Genomic DNA, 25647 nt, shown 5'->3' with positions numbered 1-25647 from the left:
GCTGATAATCCAGCCTCTTTTATTATTTAAAATTTAATTATTCTAATTAACTTGATTTATCTCCATTGAAATCGCTGAATTTTCATATTCAACATCTGTGAGGAGAAGTCCGTCATCTGTATTTAGATCAATAGTTTCATTTACTATTATGTCAAAGCTCATCTCTGGTATCTTGACATCTCCGTCTGATTCATAAGCTGCTAGGACAACAGTTTTTTCAAAGGTAGCCTCTATACTGTACTCATCCCCTACCGTTCCAGTGGCTAGTATGTCCTCTATATCACTTTTCAGAGTTGTAGTTGTTGTCACATCCTCATTGTATTTTTCAGTTCCACTTGAATCTTTGAGGATAATATGTGTCAGCCTGTATCCTCCTATACTCACCTTTTTTTCCTCATCATAAGATGAACCTGTACTTTTCCATAATTTTTGTGTTTTCTCCGGTACACCTCCAGACTGCCAGGATCTTTCCATTACCCTGTAGACCTTATCATCTTTTGCTTTGTTATAAGTATATTTTATTTCTTCTATATTTTCACTGATCATTGTCTTTTGTTTTGAACTATCTGTTAGAGTGTAGTCCCAGTGTGAGTCAAAATATTCCGAGAAACTATTTAATTGAATTCCATAATATTCACTAGTGTATTCACCGGTACCGTAATTAAAATACGATGATTGACCATCTTCATTAGGCACTGCATAACTGTCTGTATCTCCAAAACTGGAAGGATGATCATCATCATATATAAATCCTTTTCTGACGAAATTCTCAGCCAGATACAGCTCCTGATAACCGATACTTGAAGCAGTATCTATATTGTTGGTGATTTTTTCTCCTGTTACTTTGTCAATGGCCGACTCTGCTTTTTTTGCACCTGTATAATATATATTCAGAGACATACTTAGAAAAAAGGCAAGGCACATCACAGATAGTATTATTGCTGATCCATTTTTTTCCCCTTTTGTACTTTTATTTCTCCTACAAGGGAAAACGGATTTTAAAAATATAAAGTTTTTCATAACTCACCCTCCCTTAAAGGCTGTTTATATCAATTCTGCTTATTACAGTATCTCTCACTGTGTCTTTTATTTTACCTTCAAACTCATCTACATCCATATCTATAAAAAATGTTACGATTCCTTCTCTGTACTTAAAACTACAGTCTTCTACATCATCCATAATAGTCTCCCACCCATTCCCGTCAAAAGTAAAGGTGTCATCTGTTTCGTCAGACTCTGTAAACTCCTTTGATTCTCTGTACTTTATTTTATCTTTTTCAAACATAAAAAATACAAATTTTGAATTTACAGAGTCTGATGTTGAATCAGCAGGTATCTCTAGAAAAAGAATAGGGCCACTCTTTTTTTCATCAGTTTCCAATTCTTTGAAAAAATCTTTGGCTTCATAATAATCTTCTGAATAATAATCTACATCATCTACATCTTTTGATTTAAATTTCTTAAACACTCCTACATAACCTAATTTATCGTTATATCCCGACAGATCTCTGCTGTTTTTTGCACTTCTGACCTTGCTCTTCATGAACTTGGTCACAACTGAAAATTTATGATCCACTTTTTTCTGCATCTGTACACGTCTGCTCACCATTCCGAAGCCTTTTATGAGAGGTGAAGATAAAAGAAAGACCACTGCCAAAACCGCCACTGCCACTAATGCCTCTATAACTGTAAATCCTCTTTTATTCATATAAATGCCCCCAATTCTCTACAGGAGTCAGCAGAAAGTTTTGTCCATACTCCTTTGTCTCCCCTGAGTTGTCTTTGGTAGAAGTATATTCTAAGATTACTCTTCCGTATAAGATTTTGTCGTCTATTACTCCTTCATATCCTATAATATTAGTCGTTGTTTGATTATTTACAGGATTTTTATAACTGTTCTCATTCATGGAGAGGTCTGTCTTATTTATAACAATACTCAGTTTTGCACCTTCTAGGTCAAGTCCACGGCTCTCTAACAAAAATAATGCATCAGCCTCATCTGATTTTTCATTGTATATTTCCCCCCAAAAGTCTGTTTCAAAATCTGAAGTTGATTTCACAGTATCCACGACATAAGAGTCTTCAGCTTCTTCGTACTCCAACACATATTCTTTATCCAAAGTTGATACACCACTCAAAACATAGTCAGATACATAGTCATATCCCATGGATTTTATATAATCTATTACTGAGGTTACAACCCTTGTGTCTTCCTCTATCTCTGTGGTTCTCCTGTTTTGTCCGAGAACTTTTACCGTAAAACCGATAATCGGTAAAATCCCTATCAGGAATATTACAATTGCAATAACCACCTCTAGCATAATAGTTCCCTTTTTCTTGGACATATCTATCACTCCTGTAAATAAACTTTATAAATAGCTATTGCTTTCAGCATTGGTTTTTCCTTCTAAAAACATTAATTTTTAAGTTAAAAAGCATATCTTTATAAAATCAAATTAATAAAAAGGGATTTTACAAGGAAGTGTAGTATTATAAAATATACTAAATTTACAGGCGGTGGTGTTTGAATGAAAAAAAATGGATTTAGCTTGATCGAACTTGTTGTAGTAATTGCTATTACCCTTGTGGTACTGGGTATAGCAGGTTTATCTATAAAAAAAGCCATTGAAAGAAATGATTATCAAAAGATAGCTACTTTTATTCCTAAAATTATCTTTACAGAGACTAACAAAGCCTTTGAAGACGGAGATGAGAAAGAGATAGAGATAAACTTATCTTCTAAATATATAAAGGAGGGAAGCAATGAGATAGAATTACCTCAAAATTATTCTTATTCTTTTTTCGCAGTAACAAAAACAGACGATGATGAAATGGGAGACTCCTCTAAGGGTGAGACAACTGAGTTAGTAACTTCTGACAATGTTGTTTTTAAAATTGCAGATGACGGAACCCTAACTGAAACTTACGATAATGACGGAACTCTTCTGAAAAACGGATTTTACAGTAAATATCACCCCTCTATACTGGTTCAAAAAAGCGACAGCTCTCCCTTCTGCAGGATAGATATTGTTTCCTCCTCATATATTATTCCTAGAGTTATTGTATATAAGCCTCTAAGTGATAGCATGTCATTTCCAGATGATATGAAAGATGAAAGCATGTGGGAAGAAGATAACTTCAACTAATTTTCATAAAAATAACCCCCACAGATAAACTGTAGGGGTTTATTTATTCTTCATAAACAAGTATCGATACATAGTCTACAACCTCATCAGAAGGATAGACTTCTCCTGAATGTCCTCTCTTTAGTATCTCCAGTTTTGGATTTTTAAGAATCATCTTACTGTACTCCAAAAGTACCATTATAGGACCCATTCCGCATATGGATATATCTTTTTCTAGTATCCTATCCTGAAATTCACCAGAATCCATCTTGAGCAATGATTCTATTGCATAGCTGTCTAATTTTGCTCCCTCTTCAGAAGAGTGAAAATGTGTAAAATCTGAAGATATGAGAATTAATATCTTTCTGTTTAGCTTTTCTGAGGCATTTTTTATCTTTTCTGCTATATTTTTTGCTGTTTTGAGATCCTGCCTCATCATGCATATTGGAAGTATTTTAAAGCCTTTTTTAATAAAATAATATAGATAAGGAAGCATAACCTCCCCTGAATGCTCAAACCTCTGTGCCATTGGCTCTACTGGGAAAGAAAGCTCGTCTCCAAACTCACTATCCAACTCTATACTACCAAAGGGTGTCTCCCAAGCCTTATTGGAATCTATCGAGACTGCTTCTCCGTAACCTGTGTGATTGGGATTCACCAATACCACCGTATCATATTTTTCACCCTTTTCTCTCAGTATCTCAAAAAGATGCACCGCCTCTCTGACACAGTAAACATAGCCAGCATGAGGGCTTACACCTCCTATTATATTTTTATTTTTAAGTTCTGTTTTTATATTGTCACTTTCTTTTTGGAGGGCCTCCTCAAATATCTCTTTTATCTCCTCTGGAGAATTTGGATAGAAACTTCCTGCTACACCGCATTTTCTAACTGTCATAACCCTTCACCTCTTATCTTTAAACCACATTTTTTACATTTCCCATTTTTTGATCCCAAATCTTCTGAAAAATATCCCGACCTTTTCACAATTAGGCTGCCGCAGTTAGGACAATAAGTGTCACTTCCTAGGTCACTCTCTGTATTTCCCAGATAGACATAATCTAGCTTATTCTTAGCCATCTCATATAATTCTTTTAAGGTTTTCATAGGAGTGGCAGGTTCTGTCATCTTATACATGGGGAAATATCGGTTTATATGAAGGGGAACATCTTTTCCAAGGGATTTTTCATACCAGTCTAGCATCTCTGAAAACTTCTTTTTATCATCATTATGACCAGGTATAACAAGGTATTCAACCTCTAAATGTCTGTCTGATGCCGCTATTGTTTCTAGAGTCCTTTTCACAGGCTCTAGTCTGCTGCCTGTTATTTTTTTATAAAATTCATCTGTGAAACCCTTTAAATCTATACTAAAGGCATCTATTGTTTCAAGGAGTTTTTCTAAAGGTTCTGGATTTATAAATCCGTTGGAAACCATTATATTTTTCATTCCCCTGGACTTTATAACTTTTGATATATCATACATAAACTCATACCATATAATAGGTTCATTATACGTATAGGCAACCCCTATATTTCCATTTTCTTTCAGCCTCACTGCCTCTCCTGCTATCCCTTCAGGGGAGAGTCCCTCTGTATATCCTTCAAACTCTTCAAACTTTCCCTGGGCTATGGTGTAGTTCTGACAATATTTACATTTTAGGTTGCATCCTATACTTCCTACAGAAAGAACTTTTGATCCCGGATAAAAATGGTACATGGGTTTTTTCTCTACAGGGTCTAGGCTCACAGCTGACGATATACCGTAATTCATGGTATAAAGCTCCCCCTCTATATTCTTTCTCATATTGCATATCCCATAATTTCCTTCACCTATAAGGCAGTTGTGGGGGCAGAGAAAACAGCGTATATTTTCTCCCTCTGAATTATAAAAAAGTGCTTTTTTCATATTTTTTCCTCCTAGTGATATCTCTTTACCTGAAATCTGTAAATATCAGCATTTTCACCAGGTAGTATCCCTCCCTTTTCCCTGGCTATAGAGACTTGTTTTTCTGGGCTGTCTACCCCCTCTATATCTGGGAGTAGCACACCTCTTCGTCCTCTGCTAGATACTATGACTCCGTATATTTTGGGATCGAGTTTTTCTATTTTGTCTATTTTTTCAGCTTTTTCCAACACATCTACAGAAATCTCTATCTCTTCTAGCTCATATTCTCTTAGGGGTGGAAATCTAGGATCATCATAGGCTGCTGATTTTGCATTTCCCCATATCTCTTCATAAAGGTTCTCACGAAATGGCTCTAAGGTTCCGATACATCCCCTCAATTCACCATTTATTTTATGAAGAGTCACAAAACATGCGGCCTTTACTTTGAGCTCATCAGGTATTGATAATATTTTTTCTTCTTTTGCAAAATTTTCCATGATACTACTTAACGCAACTTGTGTATATATGCTTTTGGTTTTGTACATTATTGGACCTCCTGCTCTTTTCTTATATATTCTCTTTTATTTAAATTTATCCTCCTGTTTTTTAATTGCCTTACATTATAAAAGATAGTGAAATTCATAAGAATATCAGAGTCAAAATATTTTTCCACGAATTAAAATCAATAAAAAGCAGAGATATCAACTAAACTATAATTTAAAATAGAACATCAGCTTAGGTTAAATTATGATTTATGATAATTCCTATGATATAATTTATTTGACTGTTAAATTAACTGAATAAACAAATGAAAAGTTTAAACTGATTATTTTATAAAGGGGAAGATAAGACGATGAATAATACAAAATGGATATACAAAGGGGACTATCTTCATGAAAATAGCTCCCTTCCCATAGACAGAGATATACTGAACATCCTCTATAACAGAGGTATAAAAGATGAAAAGGAGATAAACAGATTTCTTTACTCTTCTATAGAGGATATTAGAGACCCTATGACCCTAGCAGATATGGATCTGGCTGTGAACAGGATTTTAAAAGCCAAGGAAAAACAAGAAGAGATATGGATCTACGGAGATTATGATGTAGACGGCATCACCTCTACTTCTATGTGTTTTATGGCCCTTAGAGATATAGGGCTCAATGTGAGATATTATATCCCCTTAAGAGACGAGGGATACGGACTCAATAAAGAGGCTCTTTCATATATAAAAAATGAAGGGGGAGATGTAATAATAACTGTAGACTGCGGAATCTCATCTATAGAAGAGATAGAGCATGCCAACAAAATAGGGCTAAATGTCATAATCACCGACCATCATGAGATAAACAACGCCTTGCCTTCTGCCTATGCAGTTATCAATCCCAAAAGAGAAGACAATGTCTACCCCTTTAAATTTTTAGCAGGGGTGGGGACTGCCTTTATGTTCTTATATGCCATTTACAGGAAGATGGGTATAGGGGAAAAAATGCACCAGTACCTTGATATTGTTGCCATTGGTACAATTGCCGATATAGTTCCCCTTGTTGAGGAGAACAGGATTTTTTCAAAATTCGGACTGAAACTTTTGGAAAATACAAAACATCTGGGACTTCGGACTCTTCTTGGTTTTCTCTACCCAGAATATGAAACAAAAGTTTTCAATACATATGATGTGGGATTTGTCATTGCCCCTGTGTTTAATGCTGCAGGAAGACTTGAAGACGCCAAAATCGGGGTCGAACTCTTTGTTTCTGACTCTAAAAAGGAATCCCGAGAGATATCTCAGAACCTCATGGGAAAAAACAATGAAAGGAAAGAGATTCAGAGTGAAATTTTAGATCTTGTGGAAAAAAATATATCTGAAGAATCCCTGGATATGAAAAACGTAATAGTAGTTGCCAGCAAAGATTTTCACCACGGAGTAATCGGGATAGTAGCATCAAAGATAGTGGACAAATACTACAAACCTACAATAATAATGGAGATAAAGGAAAAAGAAAATATAGCTGTTGCATCTTGCAGGAGTATAGATAACTTCAGTATGATTGATGCCTTGAACACCATGCCTGATATATTTTTAAAATACGGAGGTCACGACGGGGCAGCAGGTTTTTCAATACCTGCAGATAAAATCCAAGAATTTAGTGACAGGATAAACAGTTATGCAGGTTCTATATTAGATGAAAGTGATTTTCAAAAGCCTGTAAAAATAGAAAAAGAGATTCTTTTTCATAAGATCTCCTACGAATTTTTGGATAAACTCAGACTTTTAGAACCCTTTGGTTTCGGAAACCCCACTCCCATATTTTCCATAAAAAACTGCCTTTTCAAAGACCTGAGAATGATAGGTAAAGATAAAAACCACATGATGTTCACCATATTAAAAGATGGAAATGAGATCAAAAACTGTGTCTGGTTCAGCAGCGGTCATAATTTTCAGGAGATAGCTCATATGAGGGAGATTGACGTGGCATTCAAGCTGAAACAAGAGATATTCAAGGACAGATATATGAATAAGATATACATAGAGGACCTTAATCCCTCACAAAACGAGAGAAACTATCTCAAAGAAAGTATAGCAATTTATGATACGGTTTTTCCCATGGAGGCAGTTATCTACAGCAGAAGAGAGCCGTCGGACAAGGATGTTTATTTAAGTTTTTCTGATGGTGTAGAACTTATACAAGAAAGAAGGGTTGCTGGATTCATAGATTATCAGACTGCAGCAGTTTTAAAAAGACTGAAATATTCTTATAACTTTAATTTTATCACTGAAATCAAGAAAGTTGTTAAAAAACCTGAAAACTACAACATACATCTCAATATAAAAAGAGATTATTCTTTTTCAACCCTTGCATATAAGAAAAATGAGATATTTAAGGAAATCAAAAAATTTATTCTTGGAGAGTTAAATTATAACTCAATACAGAAAAAAATACTCTCATCAGTTTTTAAGGAGGGTAAGAGAACCCTCGCAATAACAGACCCAGGACGGGGTATAGGGGCTGTTATTGAAACCATCGGTATTTATAATTTTATTTCTGGAAAAAAACTCCTTCTTGTTACACAGGGAAATATTCCAGAGAAATTAAAAAATTATACTCAGGTTTCTGAAAAATATCTAGAGGGGTATGATTATTATATTTTTATGAATACAACCCCTGGAAATGAGATGAAAACTCTTCGTGAAAATATACTTGTAATTTCTCATACAGATATATCTATAGAAGGATTCCATAAGATAAAGGACAGCTATTCACTGCCTCAAAATATCAAAATTTTACCTGAATCTCAACTGGTAAAATTATATGATATACAGAAAATATTCTATACAAAAAAACTACCTTATAAGGAAAAAATAGAAATACTAAAAAACATAAAAAATTACACTGAAATTTTCTCAACAAAAGATATTCTCGCATTTTTTTGATAAAGATATTTTCTAAAGGGTCTTTTAAAAGGCCTTTTTTTACTATCTAAAAAACAAAAAAAGAACCAGGTTATCCCTGATCCTTAAAAAAATTTTCCAGTTCCGGTGCCTCTTCTAGCCTTCTGTATATAATACCAGCTGCACTTTGCATGAGCCTATCTTTTATAAACTCATCTGAAGGGTTCTCAAAATATCCTGTACATGTGAGGGTCGCCATCCCGTGGGCATAAGTCCAACAGTCTAAAAACAATGTCTCTTTTACCTCTTTAGGAAGTCCCATAAATCTGTTATCAGCTGTTATTTCTTCCTCTACAAGTTCTTTAAATTCCTGTATCAGACCCTGATAAGATTTTTCTCTCAGAAATATAGATCTGAAGAGCTGTTTCTCCTCCCTTGCAAAGGTAACTATCCCCATCCCTATATTCAACAATGGAAGTTCGGTATTTTGATTTTTTACATACTCCATGAAAACACTCTTAGACCTCTCTATTAGTTCTTTCTTTAAGTCGTCCATAGATTTAAAAAAACCATATATAGGTGCAGGCGAGGATTTAAGAGCCTTTGCCAGATTTCTGGCTGTTATCTCTTCAAGGCCTTTTTTTTCTAGCATTTCAAAGGCTTTATTTAATATATGATCTTTAGTGAAAATTGCTTTTTTTGGCATTCCAACCTCCCAAAATAAAATTACACCTATAATATAACACTTAATTTTTTATTTTTCAACTAAATTATTATACTCTTTACAAAAGAGTAGCTTTATCTTAATTAAAATTTCTTTTCAAAATATAAGATTCTATCCTCTAAGTTCAAAGAAAAGAAGATAACCTAAAATAAACAAGTTACCCTTTTATTTCAGGTTAAAGTATTAAATTTATTGGGATTCGTTACTTTTCCTTGATGAAAAGCACCCCAAGGGCATTTCCTCCCTTCGGTCAGGGCATAACCAAAAGTTCAAGAATTTTCAAATGTCTAGGAAGTAGATATTTCTTTTATCGCCTTTGTAAGTTACAGTCCTCGGTTCCCTGCGGAACTTATTCTGTAGGACGGCTTAGTGCAGGTTCTTTCCTGTATAAGCCCTGCGACTTGAAAATTCAAAAGACATAAAAATAATAAAGGCCAAACAAATAGTATGCACACAGTTATTCCTTAATTTTTGACTATTCTTAACTCTGATTTTAGCCATAGTATAGGAAGAAGAATAAAAAACCTCTCGCAAAAGAAAATGCATATACTTTAGTTTTCACTCTGTGAAACTCTCTTCTTTTCTCTGTGTCCTCTGTGGCCAAAAGGTTTTATCTTTATTCGTGTTAATTTTTTTGCCTTTTATCGGTTTTCATTCGTGACAAAATCTTTTGACTTTAATATTCTTGTAAATTCAGTAATTTATCTGAAGTTAGTTCAAATAGCAACTTAATTTAAAACTATCTCTAAACTTAATATAAAAAGCTGTGGCATAGGCCACAGCTTTTACTAAAATTTCTTAGTCAGTCCAACTCCCACTGAAACTATTGATTTATCATATTTTTGATTTTCTTCTGTACCATAGTCTTCTGAATAGATACCTTCATTTCCTTCATACCAGTAGTTTGCCACAGATACAACCCATTCAGTAGTCTCTGACTGTCTGTATTTAAACCCTGTTCCAAGCATGATTGAGTTTAGGGCATATTCTACATCGTCATAAGTTTCTTCAGGGGCACCAGTATAGGCATAATTTACCCCTATAAGCCATGCCCATTTATTATTGAGCCAGTATTCAGAACCTGCTGCAAGCTCCCATCCATTTTCATAGTTGCTGTTAGCCTCTTCCACTTCTCTATCCATATCAGCGTCTTTGTTGAAGTAGTAATTCCCTCCTGCATATAAATTCCACCTGTCATTGACTGCATAAGAAGCCCCTATAGCCGCCACAGCAGGCAGGTCTCTTCTCATCTTTACACCGTCAGCATATTCAGGATAAAAATCTGATATTCCAAAATACCCGTCACCATTCCCTAAGTTAGGAATAGAATCAAATACACTTCCCAGATAGCTGTTTACATAGGTTTCATCTGCATCTGCCTCAAATTCCATGACAATTCTTGTATCATACCTCATCCCTATATTGAGTTTTTCCGTCGCCTTATAGTTCATACCAAACTGTCCTCCATACCCCCAGGCAGTTCTTTCTGAATCTATGGATATGCTTTCATCGTCACCATTTAAAAGTGTCAAGTCCGCTTCTGCAACAAGGCTTCTCATACCGTAAACTACCCGACCTGCAGCAGATACAGATATTTTATCTGTCACAAACCACGCTCTTCCCAAGGTTGACTGAATATATTTGTTAGATCCTTCTGCATAGTTATCATTTACCGAGGTAACCGGAGACATGCCAGAAACCTCTAAATCAGTAAGAAAACCTATCCCGGCAACACCGTCTTCATATTCTAGGTCACCTCCGCCCCCTATACCTCCCAGAGTCCAGTACCAGGCTCTTTCATCATTCTTACTTACAAATGATACGTTTGGCATAGGTTCTAGTAGGTCAGCCTTATATTCCTTCCCGTCGTATTCCATCTTTTCCTCACCTATAGCAAGCTGAAGTCCCACACCAAAATAATTTCCGTTTTCAAGCTGCATTAAACCTGCAGGGTTAAAGTAAGGACTAGACCCAGGACTTATGGCTCCCTGCTGAGCAGGGTTGGCGTTATACTCCATTGATAAGTTCTGTACGTGGTCTATAGAGGCTCCAAATGACACCGTTGAAAAAAGTATCCCTAATATTCCAGTAGTCAGTTTTATTATTTTCATAATCTTATTTTTCTCCTTTAAGCACATGGTCATTGTGTTTCTTATTTAATCAACGGTGTAATATATCAGAATTTAATTAATTTTAAATTAACTTTTAATTAATATAAAATAATTTTTAAACTTTTTAAAAAACCATAAGTAATTTTTAAAAACCTCATCCCTTTGTCAAATCTGACTTAGGATAAGATATTTTAGATTTAAACTTGTAATGATTCCATTATATAATAAGTTTTATTTTAATATAAATACCCCGGCTAAAGAGCCAGGGTATTTTTCTCATATTCTTTGTAAATAAAATCATCATAAATCTCTTCTTTAATAATTTGAAAATTGCTCAAACTTATTTCTGGAAAATATGAATCTCCATCATACTTTCCGTGAATATATGAAATATAAAACTTGTCTACAAGATCTGCCACCTGACGATATATACTCTCTCCACCTATGAAAAATACCTCTTTTCCAAGTTTTAAAGCTTCTTCTAGGGCTTCTTCAACGCTGTGGAAAACTTCTACCCCTTTATAATGAAAACTTTCATCTTTTGTGATCACAATATTTATTCTTCCTGGAAGGGGTCTTCCTATCCCCTCAAAGGTATTTCTTCCCATAATTATAATATTTCCCATGGTTGCTTTTTTAAACTTTTCCATATCTTCAGGTATATTCCAAGGTAATTTGTTATTTTTACCTATAACCCTGTTTTCATCAAAGGCCACTATTAAACTTATCATAATTAATAATAAAGATCCCTTTCACCTTTTTTTACTTTTTCAAGCTTTAGTTTCAGAGTTTCTTTTACCTCAGGTAAAAGTTCACTTTTTTCTATCTGCTCAAATATAAGGCTGTATCCCACAGCCTTTGTTTCTTCTCCTGCATAATCCTCCAAATACTCTGCCAAGGTCAGTATAGCATTAGGAGTACAGAAATGATGTATGAAGCCTGGTTTTGAAAACTCCATAAAGTGTTCACCTGTTCTTCCTAGACGATAGCAGGCTGTACAGAATGAAGGAGTAAATCCACTAGACATAAGTTCTCCCATAACTTCATCTAAAGATCTTGTATCTCCTATTTTAAACTGCTCTTTAGAAAGATCCTGCTCCTCTTTCTTTTTACTGTATCCTTGAAGCTCTATCTGTGTTCCTGCATCTATCTGTGACACACCAAGGGTCATGCATTCTCTTCTTAGTTCTGCATTTTCTCTGGCAGTAAGGATAAGTCCTGTATAAGGTACTGCAAGTCTCAAGATGGCTATTATCCTCTTTAGTTCCATATCTCCCACAATAAACTCAGGATCTTTTTTAGACCCAGTTGCTTCATTCAGTCTCGGAAATGAAATAGTATGAGGTCCCACACCAAAATTACTTTCTAGATGTTCTACATGCTGCATTAGTCCCATAACTTCGAACTTCCATTTGTAAAGACCGAATAAGGCCCCTATACCTACATCATCGATTCCAGCCTTCATAGCCCTTGAAAGACCGAAAAGTCTCCATTTGAAGTTGGATTTTTCTCCCCTAGGATGTACCTTCTTATAAGTCTCCTCATGGTAGGTTTCCTGGAATATCTGATAAGTTCCTATTCCAGCCTCTTTTACTATTTTATAATCTTCCTCGTCCATAGGAGAGGCATTTATATTTACCCTTCTTATCTCTCCCTTACCTTTTTTTACTGTATATGCCTTTTTTACAGTATCTTTTATATACTCTGCAGGATAGTCAGGGTGAGTTCCATAAACCATGATTACTCTTTTATGACCCTCGTCTACCAATGCCTCTACCTCGTGCTGCACCTCATCAAGGGACAGACTTTTTCTCATTATGTCATTGGTCACCTTGAATCCGCAGTATGTACATGAGTTAGTACATTTGTTTCCTATGTATAGGGGGGCAAAAAGTACAACCCTGTTTCCATAAACTCTTTCCTTTATATCTTTTGCCAGGGAAAATATTTTATTTACCCTATCTTCCTGGTCACTGTTTAAAAGTATTGATACATCATCTATAGAGAGTCTTTCCTGTCTCTTTGCCTTTTCCATAACAAGGTCAAACTCAGAATCTGAGGGATTGTTATTCTTTTCCAAAAGGGTTTCTATGAGCTCTCCGTTTATAAAACTTTTTTCTTCCACTTCATCTTTCCATGTTTTCTTCATTTATGCCCCCTAATTTACATTATTTAAGTAATCTAAAAGAAATAAAAATAGGCCTTCCTAAATTTAGGAAGGCCTTTAAAATCATTTAAAAAGTTTTTTATAAAGATTTTAAAGTATTTTTAGAGATTATAATTCTCCCAATAAAAATTCAATAAACCTATATAAAATATAGTACTTTTTTCAGATTCAACCTTCCCTTTTACTCAGAATCATCTTTTCTCATCTTTGTAATTAGGAATATCATCTTTATTTATTTTTTCACAGCAGTCTTTACAGATACTCCTTCAAGATTGCCTATTCTTCCAGACAGTGCACTCATATCTTCGTTGGTTCCGTCTAATATAAGCACTATTACAGACACTCTTTTCTCCCGGTAGGGTATCCCCATCCTTGAGATAATAAGCTCTGAAAATTCTGACAGTATGTCATTTACTTTCTTTACACTCTCTTTTTTTTCTATAAAAACAGAAAGTGTAGCTATTCTTTCGTTCATTTATCACCTCAGCAGTAAAACTTAGTACATTTTATCACAAGCGATTCTAGTTACAGTATAGTACATCTAACACACAAAAGTCAACTTTTCCCATATCTAAAGTATAAAATTCTAAAGTATACTTGGAAAAGTGAAATAGTTGAGTTATACTTTTTATACAAATTCCAACTTTTATCATAGTCAAATTAAGGGGGATAATATGAAGATAGGTTTAGTCTGTATGCTAAAAGGAAGAGGTATGAAAAAAGGGTTTACAGGTATAAAGGCACTAGAAAAACTAAGCCAAGTTGAAATTGATAAAAAAGCCTGTGAGGCAGCACTTTATAATATAGACTACACCCTAGAATGCTTAAAATGGGTAAAAAACCACGGGCAAGGTATGTTTAGGGTTTCTAGCAGCCTTATACCCTACAATGAATTTTGGAATTGGAAAAATTTTGATAGTATTTTAGAAAAACTTAAGATTTTAAAAAAATTCGCTAAGGATAATAATATAAGACTAATAATGCATCCAGATCAATTTACTGTATTGAACAGTGAGAATAATGAAGTGGTTCATAATTCCATTAAAATATTGAATCACCATTATGAAATATCTGAGCTTTTAGGAGTAGAGGATATTATCATCCATGTGGGAAGTTCAAAGGGAGATTACAAGGAAAGATTTATCAAAAACACCAAGCTTTTAAATAAAAAATTAAAGGCCAAGATTTTATTGGAAAACTGTCATAGTGTGGGTATAGAGGATGTCATAGAAATTTGTGAGAAGACCGGCATTAGACCGTGTTTGGATTTTCATCACGACAGGATAAAGCCATCTTCTCAAAGTTTCGAAAACTATATAGAAAAAATATTGAACCTTTCTAAAAACAAAGTTCCACTGGCTCATATAAGTTCTCCTGCTGGAGATGAAAAAAACAGCTATAAATCCCATTCAGAGTATATCTCCACCGAGGATCTAATAAAATTCAGAAAATACTTTGACCTTTTCGACGTTGAGATAGAGGCCAAAGGAAAAGAAAAAGCTGTAAAAAAAGTCGTAGATTTTTTTAAAAAAATTTAAATAAAGTATCTCCTAGATTAAAAGACTGAATGTGTTATCTTCAAAATTTCATCAGTATGTTTTCTTATATTTTTAATTACCTTTGTATTTATCTCATCATAAAATTTATAAAGATTTTTATCTGGTTCAAAGACTTCACTGACTCTAACCATTTTTTCCATTGCTTCATCAAAGGATTTATATATGCCTAGATATTTGGCAGCACATATTGCTGCACCAAGACAAGCAGAACTCGTTGCTTTGTTTCTTTTAACCGGTAAACCAAACATATCAGCTATTATCTTCATCATTAAGTTACTCTTAGAGCCTCCACCGATTACAGTAATATTATCGATCTCAGCTCCTATTTCATCTAGCATCTCATATATATTATTTTTAATGTTGTAGGAGATGGCCTCTAGAATAGAACGGTATATGTGAGCACTTGTATGCCTATGGTCAAAACCTAGCATAACTCCTTTCCTGAACTCATAATCTGAATTGTTTAGCCAGTCTAATAAAGTGATCAGCCCATCACTTCCTGGAGGTATTGTTTCCCCAATTTGATTTAAATAATCTTCTTCAGAAACACCTAATTCTTTAGATTTTTTGATTACTTCTTCACCTAGAAGGTCTTTATACCAACTTACAGTCCACATTCCCCTTCTTATTCCTTTAGATTCATAGACATATTTAAAAGGAACACAGGCTAATGTTGGAAAGAAACTCTTGGCATCTTCAAAATAATCTTCTCTCAAAAGCATAGAAGATATAAAAGTTCCCAAAGAGATCATAATTGATTTATCGTCATTGATGCCAGAACCTAGTACTTCCACAGCCTTATCATTACCACTTGATACAACTTGAATTCCCTCTTTCAGACCAAATTCTCTGCACAACTCAGTTTTTAAAGAACCATAGCTCTCGCCCGGTTTTATTATAGAAAATAATTGATCTCTCTTTAGTCCATTATCTTTTATAACTTGGTCATCTGTTGACCAGTCAAGAGTTTTTCTGTCAATTGGCCAGTAAACTTCTAAATTACTGCAGGTATCTTTGAATTCGCCTGTCATTCTGCTAGCTAAGTAACCTGAAGTAGTTGTAACATATTTCACCTCATCATTATCATGCACATAGGGTGCAGACAACCTTTTGTCCATCCAGCTTAAAACAGGATAGGCTAGTGAACCATCTTTTTTTAGGAGTACACGACAACACCTTATTGTGCAAAGTCCTATGGCCAAGATAGAATTTTTATTTCCAGTAAATTTACTTAGACAGTCCTTTAATCCACCTAGGACACTATCCCATAGATCATCATTAGGATGTAATGCTACACCGCCTTCGGCTGTATAGAGGCTTTTTAAAGTTTTAGATCCATAGCAAACTTCATTTCCTTCCAAGTCAAAAATAGTAACTTTAGTGCTTTGTGAACCATTATCTATGCCTATTATATACTTACTCATAATAATTTCTCCTAAGTTCTACAATTATATTAAAAACCCTCTCGTAATGATCTGAATATTCAGAACATTTTTTTATTAACCGTAAATATTTTACCCCAGTATTTATTAAAATTGACATTGTATAAAGTACCCACAACTTTTTTATCTCATTATATAAGTTTAGTAGTAAATATCTATAATGACAACACTTTTTCAAATAACTTTTAAAAATTTTTCATATAGTTAGTTTTGATTGATATTTTATTTTAATCAATAAAATTATCTATTATGCTGTTTTTTCTGTTTCCACAAAAATATAATTCACTATGACAAAAGATCTGGTACTATAACTCTTCAAATTTTACCACCTTCGGGATAAAAAAAAGAGCCCTGATTAGAGCCCTATCGGTAATTTAAAAGGTTATTTAAACTTAATTTCGAATATACCTATTTTTTCATTTTGACTCTCATCAGCAAATCTCCGACTTTGACATCTCCATTGGCCACAATCTTCAACTCTTCAACCAAGTCCATATTATTTATGATAACTGGAGTTCTTACAGACTTGGCATTTTCTTTTATAAAGTCAATATCATATTTAACAAGCTCTTCTCCTATTTTTACTTTTAATCCTGATTCAGCAATCCTTTCAAACCCATTTCCCTTAAGATTAACAGTATCTATTCCAAAATGGACTATCATTTCAATTTCATTTTCCACTTCAAAACTAACAGCATGATTAGTTTCAAAAATATTTATTTCCGCTGCAACTGGAGAAAATATTGACCCTTCATATGGTTCTATTGCACACCCGTCTCCTATCATCTTGCTTGCAAAAGCTTCATCAGGAACTTCGGAAATATTTATAACCTTACCATTTAATGGTGAATAGATATCAAACCAATTATCTTCAATTGTTTTTTCCTTTTTAAAAAAATTAAATAATCCCATACTAACCTCCTAAGAATAAAGTTGATTTTTTTATCTCGATTTATATTTTATTTCACAAACCTTTATTAATCTAAATATCTCTTCAACGTTTTTTTCTACAAAAGTTCCGGCTCTCTCTTTATTCATTGCTTCTTCAAGAGAAACAGGGTAATTTATAGTAGAGAAGAAGGCATCTAAGCCGTGATCATGCATGGCTCCTGCATCATCTGCCACGCATCCTGCTATTGCTATTACAGGAATTCCTTTGTCCCTAGACATTTTAGATACGCCCATTGGGGCTTTCCCCATAACTGACTGAAAGTCTATCCTTCCTTCACCAGTTATTACAAAGTCTGCACCCTCTATACTCTCAGCAAGTCCTACCTCCTGAAGGATTATATCTATCCCAGGCTTCAGCTCCCCATCTAGGAAAGCTACAAAGCCTCCTCCTAGACCTCCTGCCGCTCCTGCTCCAGGTATATCAGATATGTCTTTACCTGTTTTTTCCTTAAGAGTCAAAGCTAGTTTTTGAAGAGATAAGTCCAAGTATTCCACCGTTTCATCATCGGCACCCTTTTGCCTGCTATACACATGAGCCGCTCCTTTAGGACCATAAAAAGGATTATCCACATCACAGGCTACAGAAAACCGGCATTTATTAAGACCGTCCATGGTACCACTAGAATCTATTTCAGCCACTTTTCCCATTATCTCGCCGCCGTAACCAAGAAGTTCTCCATCTTTATCCAAAAATTTATATCCCAATGCTTGCATCATTCCAAGACCTGCATCATTTGTTGCACTTCCACCTATACCTATAATAAACTCTCTACACCCTTTTTCAATTGCATCTTTTATAAGTTCCCCAGTACCATATGTTGTGGCTTTTCTGAGATCTCTCTCTTCCGGTTTTAAAAGGGGTAGTCCCGATGCCTCTGCCATCTCTATAACAGCCACATTATTTCCCATTATTCCATATTTAGCATCTATTAGTCTCATAAAAGGGTCGTGTACTTTTACATCTACAAATTGACCCTTTGTTCCCTCTACAAGGGCATCTACTGTTCCTTCTCCCCCGTCTGCCACAGGGACTTTTTTTACCTCTGCATTTTCATATATTTTTTTTATACCATTTTCTATAAGCTGTCCAAGCTCTAATGAACTAAGGCTTCCCTTAAAGGAATCTACCGCAATAACTACTTTCATTAAAATCCTTACCCCCAAATACAACCAGACTTAGATTATTCAAAGAAATCTTTAATTTTAAAATATCTAATATTAAAAAGGATAGACACCTCTATCCTTTTTAATTTAATAACCTAAATGATCCTTGACCCCACTTGCTATAATATTTACTTTCGGACCATATATAACTTGCACCTGTGTCTCAGAAATTATCTTTATTCCTGCTGCACCAGTTGATTTTAGTTTCACTTCGTCAATGTCTTTTGAATTCTTAACCTCAAGTCTAAGTCTAGTAAAACAGTTGTCCACCGACACTATATTAGAATCTCCACCGAGACCATCTATTATTAATGCTGTTTTTTCATCTTTGCTTTCGGATATATTTGTAGATGATTTTTCCGTGCTTTCTACACCTGAGTCTATAATTATTCCTTTTTTGGTGAAATAATATTTAAAGGTAAAGTAATATATTCCAGAGTAACCCAGACCAACTATAACTGGATATATCCAATTTGAGCCTGGTACCAGAGTTCCATATACCAATAGATCAATAAGACCACCTTGAGTATTTCCAATTCCTACACTGAATAAATCCATTAGTAAAAATGATAGACCAGCCATTACCGAATGGAAAACAAATAATAATGGAGCTATAAATAGAAATGTAAACTCTAAAGGTTCTGTAATTCCTGTAGTCATAGAAGCAAGAACTCCTGCTATAAGAAGTGCCTCTGTGGTTTTCTTTTTACCTTCTGGGGCGGTTTTATACATAGCTAGGGCCGCCGCAGGTAGACCGAATACCATGTAAGGAATTTTTCCCTGAGATAAAAATCTTGTATATTCTTTCAACTCGTTTATATCTACTTTACCAAAATACTCAAAGAAGATATTCCATACTCCAACAGTTCCATTTAGTTCTCCACCTACAGCTGTAGTTCTGAATATACCATTTAAAATATGATGCAACCCAGTAGGAATTAAAAGTCTTTCTAAAAAACCATATAGAAATGTTCCAAAAAGTCCCAGATTGGATATTCCAATACCTACAAATTGTATTGTATTACTTATAGGTAGCCAGATAAATGGAAGAATTTGACCTAATATTGATCCCACAATAATTACCCCGATTGCCACAAATCTTTTTCCTCCGAAGAAGGCTATAGCAACAGGAAGATTAATATTATAATATTTATTGTGAATATAAGCAGTGAGTGTACCTGCTATCATTCCTCCGACAGCTCCCATTTCAGGAACTCCACCTAGTCCTAAGGCGCTTCCCAATGCTGAATTTGGAAATGATATATAGTTTGATGCTACCATGTAACTTGAACTCCACATTAATGTGTAATAACATACAAACCCTGCAAGTGCAGCTATTTCTTTTTCTTTCTTTGCAAGTCCCAAAGAAATAGAAATTGCAAATAGCACAGGAATTAGACCAAATATTTTAATACTCATAGTTCTAATCAAGAAAAGCACATATGCTACTCCACCACCATTAAGGAAGGGCAGCATATCTTTAATTTGCGGCCTACTCAATGCAGCAGTGAATCCAAACAATATACCCACCGCTGCTAAGAGGGCAATTGGTAACATTAAACTTCTACCAAAATCCTGCAGATATTTCATAACCTTATCCTTCATAATTCACCCCTATTTCAAATTATTCTACACTAATTTAGGCCAATAATCCTTATTAGCATCAATAAGTTTATCCAATATTTTCCTTCCTTTTTTTGCATCAACAACAGTTCTGTTTAGCGTAAGTGCTTTCAGTGCCTTATTATATGACCCTTCAAAGTAAGCCTCCACAGTTAGTCTCTCATATGCAAATTGATTTTCTATCATAGCCTTATAAAAAGTATCTACTTTTCCAACACCGTAAGGTTTGGGACCATTTATCCCTAGTGACGCAGCTACTTCTACCATGGCATCGTTAGGAACATTTTCAACAAGTCCATTATTTTGAATAATAACAATATATGTTTTATTTTTATTAAATGCAATAGCCTCAGCTACTTCAACAATCATATCACCATGAGCATCATTGTGAACTACATCAGAAAGCTTTGTTGTTCCGGCATTTACAGCATCTCTACACTCCTGGAACACTCTCTTTTCTCTTCCGTTCATTACCTCATTGGCTCTTGTATAATTAGGATCTAACTTATTTGCTTTATAATCAGGATATAAATAATATTGAAGATAAGTATTCGGTAGATATTCCGGGAAGTCTACCAGCATATCTCTAACCATTGCATATGTATCGAGCCAAGATTGATCTCTCTGTTCGGCATCTACAGGAATAAATCCACCAGTCGTAATTATCTCCTTTAACTTAGGTGCCATGTCTACACCATTCTTATTATACAGGTGTGTAAACCATCCAAAGTGATTGAGTCCAAAATATACAGGTTCAAATTCACTTGGATCCATATCAAGCAACCTTCCATATGACCTCAAAAGATTTACCGGCTGATCACAGATGTTGAGAATTTTTTTATCATCAGGAAATACCCTGTTTAAAGCATCTGCTACTATAGCGGCAGGATTTGTATAGTTTAGTATCCAAGCATCTGGAGACATTTCTCTTACGTCATTAACTAATTCTATCATATCTCTTATTGATCTCATACCGTATGCAAATCCTCCTGGACCACAAGTTTCTTGACCAATAACACCCTCACTTAATGGTATCTTTTCATCTAGTTCTCTCATTGGATATCCGCCTGTCCTCATTTGGCAGAATACAAAATCCATATCTGTAAAAGCTACCTTTTTATCCGTTGTATAAATAAATTTTGCTTCTGGATATTCTTCCCTAAAAAGAATTTCTCCAAACTTTCCAATAACCTCCTGCCTTTCTTCATCAACATCATATAATACTATACTCGCTAAAGGAAAATCTTTCTGTTTTTTACAAATTGCCTTTAAAATTCCTGGAGTCCATGTAGATCCTCCACCGACTAATACAATATTAAATCTCTTATCCATCATCTCACTCCTCTTTAAAAATATATTACAAATTTAACAAATTTCCAAGTTGTCTAATTGTCTAGACAATTCAAGTATAGTTAAAAAAAACAATTCTGTCAACATAAAGTTTTTTTTTAGAACAGCCATTGTGTGTTTTTAATCATATTCTGCTATCAAAGTGAACTTATATTTTTTTTGATTATAGCTTATTTCCGAGTATTCAAAAGGGGTTCCATCGGCTAAAAAAGTTATGGATTTAGCCTTGAGAACAGGCTCATTTCTATTTAATTTTAAAAGACTTGCTACATTTTCCAATGGAATTTCGGCCATGATTTCTCTCTTACTTTCTTTTATCTTATAACCTTTTTCTTGAATATATTTATATTTAGAAGAAAGTATGACATCCTCTGTAAGATCGTCAAAAAGATCATTACGCATATATGTCTGTTCTAATACTGCTGGTACATCGCCCAAACACCTAAGTCTTTCCATATAAAAAACTTTTTCCCCATCTGCTATCTTTAAAATTTTAGAAATATTTAATGGTGCTTCTGTCAGCTTAAAGACCACAACTATATTTACAGGTTCTTTACCAGATTTTTGCACTTCTTTTGAAAAATTTCGAAGTTTATCCAACGGTAACTCTATTTTTTTAGTATCTCTTTCTTTAACGAAAGTACCTTTCCCCCTACTTCTAACGAGATAACCGTTTATAACAAGACTATTTATTGCCTGTCTTATTGTCATTCTGCTTACACCAAGTTCTTTTGACAGAACAGTCTCAGATGGAAACTGCTCTCCGACTTTTATCTTATTTTCTTGAATTAGTTCTAAAAAATATTTTTCTATTTGGACATATATAGGTGTTCTTGAATTTCTATCAATCATAAATTATTACCTGCCTATTTTTTTTACATCATATCATAAAAAATGAATTTTTATATAGAATTTTACATCTTATCATTGAATAGATTAACATTACAAAAGGACCTCCCGGCAGAGGTTCTAAAATATTTTTTAAATTATATCCATTATCATAAGAGCCAACCTATATGTCATTCTATTATCTAAGTAGGATAAATTACACCCTAGTATACCCTCAATTTTGGACAATTTATAGCACACGGTATTTTTATGATAAAAAAGTTCTTCAGAAACTGCTTTGATGCTTCCGCTATTTCTAAGATAACTTTCTAATACTGTTAAGTAATCTGTCCCCTTTAATTCATCATTTTTAACAAGTTCCTCTATGGTTTCTCGGAAGTATTTTTTAATAATTTCTTTATCTTCTATTGCCAAGAGTAGTTTGTACGCCCCCAAATCACTATACATACTGACCTTATCATAAATTTCTTTTTTTCTTTGGAGTTTCAATACATCCATTGCTTGCCGAGCACTTTTTGCAATACATTGGATATTTTTAGTATTTTCTCCAACACATAAATATATTTTTTCATCTTTTTTCAATATTTCCATACATCTTTTTTTTATTTCATCAAGTATATTTTTTATTTCTTCTTGAGTATAATTGGCGAAAGCAAGAGTAATCTTAGCATCCACATCATAAATGATAGTTCTTTCGTAGGAGTACAAAATATTTTCTATGAATCTTAAAAGTTTAATTCTCTTTTTACTATTAACTGCCGTTATTCCGTCTCGCTCAAATATTTCTATAAGAACAACGCAATATGGCCATATAGTTCTAAAACCTTTGCTTTCTAAGTAGGGAATATAGAGTTCATGTTGGCTTGGAAAAAAGATCGCATTATTTAGAGCACTTGACAGTTCGAGGGTAGTTTTATCTGATAGGGTTATTTGATAGCAAAAATCTTTCATAAGATTAGCCAAATGAGTATGCCATGGAACTTCAAAAAGTGGAAAATTATTTTCATTGCAGAACTGTATAACATCCTCTGGTATTTTTTCAATATACGGACCTGTATTTATAACTATGCCGCTGGCCTTATGTTTATAAGTATGCTCAACTAGCTCATATAATTTCTCCTCTATATCAACTTTTTCTAGAGCAATACCAGTTATAAAAGCCAACTCCTTACCATCCAAGAAAATTGATGTTTCAATACTTTCAATCATATGTGCCCATGTAACAATATTATTAATACCATTTTTACCGGCAATTAATTTCATATTTTTTCTGCTAGTAGATTTATATAATTCACTTAATTTTATAGCCATAATTTCCCCTTTTTTTAATCTTACAATCCTATAAGGATATAATATTCAAAATCCTTCCGAGCTCATATTTTATTATATCATTATTTTATCAATATTTATATCTACTGATTCGTCCTGAACGAGCTTAATATAATCTTAATAATATGTTTTCATGAGTACTCCTAATATATTTAGAATAGATATTTAGGATTCTAGATCTTTTTAAGTTTATTTTTTAGGGGTTATTCTATGGGAATTGTAATCTAAAATATTTTTTGCACAATTAAAAAATAGAAGATAAAATTTCCCATACTTATTATTGTATCTTTTTATCTCAAGTATGCTTTTTCAATTATCATAATCAAATCATCAACATTTGTTTCCTTAGGATTAGTCATCGTACTCATTTCAAGCATCGCTTCTTCTGCGAGCATTTTAAAATCTTCTTTTGGAATATTTAATGATTTGAGCTTTGGAATCTTTATGGTTTCTGATAAATCTATCAGCTTATTTACAACCGAGTCAGCCAATGTTTTCTCATCAAGTCCACCAATTTCAATACCCATGGATTCAGCCAAAGGCTTAAGTTTATCTCCGAAGGTTTCAATATTATACTCAACTACATAAGGTAGAAAAATAGCATTGGCTACCCCATGAGCAATATCATAATGAGCACTAAGCGGATGAGCCAGAGAATGTACTAACCCTAACAATGCAGAGTTAAAAGCCATTCCTGCTGTAACACTCCCTAACATCATTTTCTCTCTAGATATTTTACTACTTTTAAGAACAGCTTCTTCAAGGCTCTCCATTATCAATTTAATTGATTTTAATGCCATGGCATCTGTTACAGGGGATGCCCATTTGGAAACATAAGCCTCTATTGCATGAGTTAATGCATCCATACCAGTAGAAGCAGTTATGCCTTTTGGCAGTTTCATAGTTAAGCTTGGATCACATAGTGCTATATTCCCACCAACAAATTGACCGGCAATGACCATTTTCTTGTGACGTTTTGTGTCTGTCACAACACTCACAGAGGTCACTTCACTGGCAGTCCCTGATGTTGTCGGAATCATAATCAACGGCAGTGTAGATATTGCAACTTTGTTTATCCCTTCATAATCAGCTATCTTACCTTTATTAGTAAGTAAAATATTAATAGCTTTAGCACTGTCCATAACACTTCCACCACCAATTGCAACGAAAGAATTAATATTTTTTTCTTCAGCAATTTTAGCACCTTCATGCATCAATACATCTGTGGGGTTTGGCATAACCGAATCAAAAATAACATATTCTATATTTTCTTCTTCAAGCGAACTAATAACCTTATCTACAAACCCTAAGTCTAACATAGCTTTATCACAAACAATCATCGTTTTAGTTGTACCAAAACCTTTTAATAAGTTACCTGTTTCTACTATTTTATTATCTCCAAAAAATACAGTTGCTGGTATATCAAAAATAAAATTCATCTTTTTCCTCCTACATATTAAAATATAGCCTGAAGGCTGTATTGTTCTGTTATCACTACAATTATCCAGTAAAAAACCGAGCCTAATTAGGCCCGGTTTTTCCTTTTTCAATTAATTATTTTATTTATGTGAATTAATATTTTATTGCATCCATTTCAATCTCAACTAACTGAGTTGGACGGTTAAGCATAGTTGTACCAACCATAGTAAAAAGTGGTTTTATATTTAAAAAGTATTCAGAATAAGCCCTCGCAACTTCAGGAGCATATTTCATATCAGTAACATAGGCTTTTACTTTTACGACATTTTCAGCTCCGGAATCTGCTTTTTCCATAATTTTCAATAATTTATCAAAAATAAATTTTGTCTGTTCATAAGGGTCATCTTCACCGTGTACTGTTCCATCTGGTTTTACAGATGTTGTCCCTCCTAAATATACAAAAGGTCCCACTGTAACCATTCTTGAATATCCTGCTTTTTCTTCTAAAGGTGCACCTGAAGAATAATTTGTTCTTACCATTTCCATATATTTTCCT

The 25647-nt window shown here is 34.1% G+C and carries 23 protein-coding genes; 3 read left to right on the top strand and 20 right to left on the bottom strand.

Annotated features, from left to right (window positions below):
• Positions 1 to 42: 42 nt before the first annotated feature.
• Genes ILYOP_RS02560 through ILYOP_RS02550 form a run of 3 tightly spaced genes read right to left on the bottom strand, consistent with a single transcriptional unit; the run spans position 43 to position 2345 of the window.
• Positions 43 to 1020 carry a hypothetical protein gene (locus ILYOP_RS02560; RefSeq protein WP_013386950.1) on the bottom strand — a complete coding sequence of 326 codons (978 nt, stop codon included), beginning with the start codon at positions 1018 to 1020 and terminating at the stop codon, positions 43 to 45.
• A gap of 13 nt (positions 1021 to 1033) precedes the next feature.
• Positions 1034 to 1708, bottom strand: coding sequence for a prepilin-type N-terminal cleavage/methylation domain-containing protein (locus ILYOP_RS02555; RefSeq protein ID WP_013386949.1), 675 nt, complete (start codon positions 1706 to 1708; stop codon positions 1034 to 1036).
• The gene (locus ILYOP_RS02550) at positions 1701 to 2345 is read right to left on the bottom strand and encodes a type IV pilus modification PilV family protein (RefSeq protein WP_013386948.1); all 645 of its coding nucleotides are present in this window, start codon (positions 2343 to 2345) and stop codon (positions 1701 to 1703) included. Before ILYOP_RS02550 ends, ILYOP_RS02555 begins: the two co-directional genes overlap by 8 nt.
• A gap of 183 nt (positions 2346 to 2528) precedes the next feature.
• On the opposite strand from ILYOP_RS02550, the gene ILYOP_RS02545 reads away from it, so the two are divergent.
• Entirely contained in the window at positions 2529 to 3146 is a 618-nt protein-coding gene (locus ILYOP_RS02545) for a type II secretion system protein (protein ID WP_013386947.1), read from the top strand.
• Between the two features lie 43 nt (positions 3147 to 3189).
• On the opposite strand, the gene amrB is transcribed toward ILYOP_RS02545, so the two are convergent.
• The 3 genes from amrB to amrA are packed head-to-tail and all read right to left on the bottom strand — an operon-like array spanning position 3190 to position 5557.
• Positions 3190 to 4023 carry an AmmeMemoRadiSam system protein B gene (gene amrB, locus ILYOP_RS02540; RefSeq protein ID WP_013386946.1) on the bottom strand — a complete coding sequence of 278 codons (834 nt, stop codon included), beginning with the start codon at positions 4021 to 4023 and terminating at the stop codon, positions 3190 to 3192.
• A complete protein-coding gene (amrS, locus tag ILYOP_RS02535) occupies positions 4020 to 5033 on the bottom strand; it encodes an AmmeMemoRadiSam system radical SAM enzyme (protein ID WP_013386945.1) in 1014 nt (337 codons plus the stop codon). Before amrS ends, amrB begins: the two co-directional genes overlap by 4 nt.
• 11 nt (positions 5034 to 5044) lie before the next feature.
• Positions 5045 to 5557 (bottom strand): AmmeMemoRadiSam system protein A, encoded by a 513-nt coding sequence (amrA, locus tag ILYOP_RS02530; RefSeq protein WP_013386944.1) that lies wholly within the window; start codon positions 5555 to 5557, stop codon positions 5045 to 5047.
• A gap of 308 nt (positions 5558 to 5865) precedes the next feature.
• On the opposite strand from amrA, the gene recJ reads away from it, so the two are divergent.
• Positions 5866 to 8445, top strand: a complete 2580-nt coding sequence (gene recJ / locus ILYOP_RS02525) for a single-stranded-DNA-specific exonuclease RecJ (RefSeq protein WP_013386943.1) — start codon at positions 5866 to 5868, stop codon at positions 8443 to 8445.
• Between the two features lie 70 nt (positions 8446 to 8515).
• Here recJ and ILYOP_RS02520 read toward each other — a convergent pair whose 3' ends face one another.
• The 5 genes from ILYOP_RS02520 to ILYOP_RS02500 all read right to left on the bottom strand — a co-directional run bounded on the left by ILYOP_RS02520 (position 8516) and on the right by ILYOP_RS02500 (position 13880).
• Positions 8516 to 9109 (bottom strand): TetR/AcrR family transcriptional regulator, encoded by a 594-nt coding sequence (locus ILYOP_RS02520; protein ID WP_013386942.1) that lies wholly within the window; start codon positions 9107 to 9109, stop codon positions 8516 to 8518.
• 806 nt (positions 9110 to 9915) lie between these two features.
• Entirely contained in the window at positions 9916 to 11238 is a 1323-nt protein-coding gene (locus ILYOP_RS02515; RefSeq protein ID WP_013386941.1) for an OmpP1/FadL family transporter, read from the bottom strand.
• A gap of 254 nt (positions 11239 to 11492) precedes the next feature.
• On the bottom strand, positions 11493 to 11969 hold the full coding sequence (locus tag ILYOP_RS02510; protein ID WP_013386940.1) for a dihydrofolate reductase: 477 nt from the start codon (positions 11967 to 11969) through the stop codon (positions 11493 to 11495).
• Positions 11970 to 11971: 2 nt separating this feature from the next.
• Entirely contained in the window at positions 11972 to 13387 is a 1416-nt protein-coding gene (hydG, locus tag ILYOP_RS02505; RefSeq protein WP_013386939.1) for a [FeFe] hydrogenase H-cluster radical SAM maturase HydG, read from the bottom strand.
• 250 nt (positions 13388 to 13637) lie between these two features.
• A complete protein-coding gene (locus ILYOP_RS02500; RefSeq protein WP_013386938.1) occupies positions 13638 to 13880 on the bottom strand; it encodes a TM1266 family iron-only hydrogenase system putative regulator in 243 nt (80 codons plus the stop codon).
• A 199-nt stretch (positions 13881 to 14079) separates the two neighbouring features.
• Between ILYOP_RS02500 and uvsE the strand changes: the two genes are divergently transcribed.
• The gene (uvsE, locus tag ILYOP_RS02495) at positions 14080 to 14943 is read left to right on the top strand and encodes a UV DNA damage repair endonuclease UvsE (protein WP_013386937.1); all 864 of its coding nucleotides are present in this window, start codon (positions 14080 to 14082) and stop codon (positions 14941 to 14943) included.
• 17 nt (positions 14944 to 14960) lie between these two features.
• Here the strand turns inward: uvsE and ILYOP_RS02490 are convergent, their stop codons facing one another.
• The 9 genes from ILYOP_RS02490 to ILYOP_RS02450 all read right to left on the bottom strand — a co-directional run bounded on the left by ILYOP_RS02490 (position 14961) and on the right by ILYOP_RS02450 (position 25637).
• Positions 14961 to 16388 carry an FGGY-family carbohydrate kinase gene (locus ILYOP_RS02490; RefSeq protein WP_013386936.1) on the bottom strand — a complete coding sequence of 476 codons (1428 nt, stop codon included), beginning with the start codon at positions 16386 to 16388 and terminating at the stop codon, positions 14961 to 14963.
• 426 nt (positions 16389 to 16814) lie between these two features.
• On the bottom strand, positions 16815 to 17318 hold the full coding sequence (locus tag ILYOP_RS02485; RefSeq protein ID WP_013386935.1) for a PTS sugar transporter subunit IIA: 504 nt from the start codon (positions 17316 to 17318) through the stop codon (positions 16815 to 16817).
• A 30-nt stretch (positions 17319 to 17348) separates the two neighbouring features.
• Positions 17349 to 18503 (bottom strand): glycerate kinase family protein, encoded by a 1155-nt coding sequence (locus ILYOP_RS02480; protein ID WP_013386934.1) that lies wholly within the window; start codon positions 18501 to 18503, stop codon positions 17349 to 17351.
• A gap of 105 nt (positions 18504 to 18608) precedes the next feature.
• On the bottom strand, positions 18609 to 20126 hold the full coding sequence (locus ILYOP_RS02475; RefSeq protein WP_013386933.1) for a PTS transporter subunit EIIC: 1518 nt from the start codon (positions 20124 to 20126) through the stop codon (positions 18609 to 18611).
• A gap of 24 nt (positions 20127 to 20150) precedes the next feature.
• The gene (locus ILYOP_RS02470; protein WP_245546507.1) at positions 20151 to 21479 is read right to left on the bottom strand and encodes a 6-phospho-alpha-glucosidase; all 1329 of its coding nucleotides are present in this window, start codon (positions 21477 to 21479) and stop codon (positions 20151 to 20153) included.
• Positions 21480 to 21614: 135 nt separating this feature from the next.
• Positions 21615 to 22346, bottom strand: a complete 732-nt coding sequence (locus tag ILYOP_RS02465) for a GntR family transcriptional regulator (protein WP_013386931.1) — start codon at positions 22344 to 22346, stop codon at positions 21615 to 21617.
• Between the two features lie 129 nt (positions 22347 to 22475).
• Positions 22476 to 23654, bottom strand: a complete 1179-nt coding sequence (locus tag ILYOP_RS02460; protein WP_013386930.1) for a PucR family transcriptional regulator — start codon at positions 23652 to 23654, stop codon at positions 22476 to 22478.
• A gap of 308 nt (positions 23655 to 23962) precedes the next feature.
• Positions 23963 to 25111, bottom strand: coding sequence for an iron-containing alcohol dehydrogenase family protein (locus tag ILYOP_RS02455; protein ID WP_013386929.1), 1149 nt, complete (start codon positions 25109 to 25111; stop codon positions 23963 to 23965).
• A gap of 133 nt (positions 25112 to 25244) precedes the next feature.
• Positions 25245 to 25637 (bottom strand): Rid family hydrolase, encoded by a 393-nt coding sequence (locus ILYOP_RS02450; RefSeq protein WP_013386928.1) that lies wholly within the window; start codon positions 25635 to 25637, stop codon positions 25245 to 25247.
• Positions 25638 to 25647 lie beyond the last annotated feature (10 nt).

Origin of the sequence: Ilyobacter polytropus DSM 2926 (assembly GCF_000165505.1) — a bacterium.
GTDB classification, from domain to species: Bacteria; Fusobacteriota; Fusobacteriia; order Fusobacteriales; family Fusobacteriaceae; genus Ilyobacter; species Ilyobacter polytropus.
Note: the sequence above shows the minus strand (reverse complement) of the source record. Positions and strands in the feature narration are given on the sequence as shown.

Coding starts and splice junctions, on each gene's coding strand:
- ILYOP_RS02560 (WP_013386950.1), bottom strand. CDS start 1,020: ATGAAAAACTTTATATTTTTAAAATCCGTTTTCCCTTGTAGGAGAAAT.
- ILYOP_RS02555 (WP_013386949.1), bottom strand. CDS start 1,708: ATGAATAAAAGAGGATTTACAGTTATAGAGGCATTAGTGGCAGTGGCG.
- ILYOP_RS02550 (WP_013386948.1), bottom strand. CDS start 2,345: ATGTCCAAGAAAAAGGGAACTATTATGCTAGAGGTGGTTATTGCAATT.
- ILYOP_RS02545 (WP_013386947.1), top strand. CDS start 2,529: ATGAAAAAAAATGGATTTAGCTTGATCGAACTTGTTGTAGTAATTGCT.
- amrB (WP_013386946.1), bottom strand. CDS start 4,023: ATGACAGTTAGAAAATGCGGTGTAGCAGGAAGTTTCTATCCAAATTCT.
- amrS (WP_013386945.1), bottom strand. CDS start 5,033: ATGAAAAAAGCACTTTTTTATAATTCAGAGGGAGAAAATATACGCTGT.
- amrA (WP_013386944.1), bottom strand. CDS start 5,557: ATGTACAAAACCAAAAGCATATATACACAAGTTGCGTTAAGTAGTATC.
- recJ (WP_013386943.1), top strand. CDS start 5,866: ATGAATAATACAAAATGGATATACAAAGGGGACTATCTTCATGAAAAT.
- ILYOP_RS02520 (WP_013386942.1), bottom strand. CDS start 9,109: ATGCCAAAAAAAGCAATTTTCACTAAAGATCATATATTAAATAAAGCC.
- ILYOP_RS02515 (WP_013386941.1), bottom strand. CDS start 11,238: ATGAAAATAATAAAACTGACTACTGGAATATTAGGGATACTTTTTTCA.
- ILYOP_RS02510 (WP_013386940.1), bottom strand. CDS start 11,969: ATGATAAGTTTAATAGTGGCCTTTGATGAAAACAGGGTTATAGGTAAA.
- hydG (WP_013386939.1), bottom strand. CDS start 13,387: ATGAAGAAAACATGGAAAGATGAAGTGGAAGAAAAAAGTTTTATAAAC.
- ILYOP_RS02500 (WP_013386938.1), bottom strand. CDS start 13,880: ATGAACGAAAGAATAGCTACACTTTCTGTTTTTATAGAAAAAAAAGAG.
- uvsE (WP_013386937.1), top strand. CDS start 14,080: ATGAAGATAGGTTTAGTCTGTATGCTAAAAGGAAGAGGTATGAAAAAA.
- ILYOP_RS02490 (WP_013386936.1), bottom strand. CDS start 16,388: ATGAGTAAGTATATAATAGGCATAGATAATGGTTCACAAAGCACTAAA.
- ILYOP_RS02485 (WP_013386935.1), bottom strand. CDS start 17,318: ATGGGATTATTTAATTTTTTTAAAAAGGAAAAAACAATTGAAGATAAT.
- ILYOP_RS02480 (WP_013386934.1), bottom strand. CDS start 18,503: ATGAAAGTAGTTATTGCGGTAGATTCCTTTAAGGGAAGCCTTAGTTCA.
- ILYOP_RS02475 (WP_013386933.1), bottom strand. CDS start 20,126: ATGAAGGATAAGGTTATGAAATATCTGCAGGATTTTGGTAGAAGTTTA.
- ILYOP_RS02470 (WP_245546507.1), bottom strand. CDS start 21,479: ATGATGGATAAGAGATTTAATATTGTATTAGTCGGTGGAGGATCTACA.
- ILYOP_RS02465 (WP_013386931.1), bottom strand. CDS start 22,346: ATGATTGATAGAAATTCAAGAACACCTATATATGTCCAAATAGAAAAA.
- ILYOP_RS02460 (WP_013386930.1), bottom strand. CDS start 23,654: ATGGCTATAAAATTAAGTGAATTATATAAATCTACTAGCAGAAAAAAT.
- ILYOP_RS02455 (WP_013386929.1), bottom strand. CDS start 25,111: ATGAATTTTATTTTTGATATACCAGCAACTGTATTTTTTGGAGATAAT.
- ILYOP_RS02450 (WP_013386928.1), bottom strand. CDS start 25,637: ATGGAAATGGTAAGAACAAATTATTCTTCAGGTGCACCTTTAGAAGAA.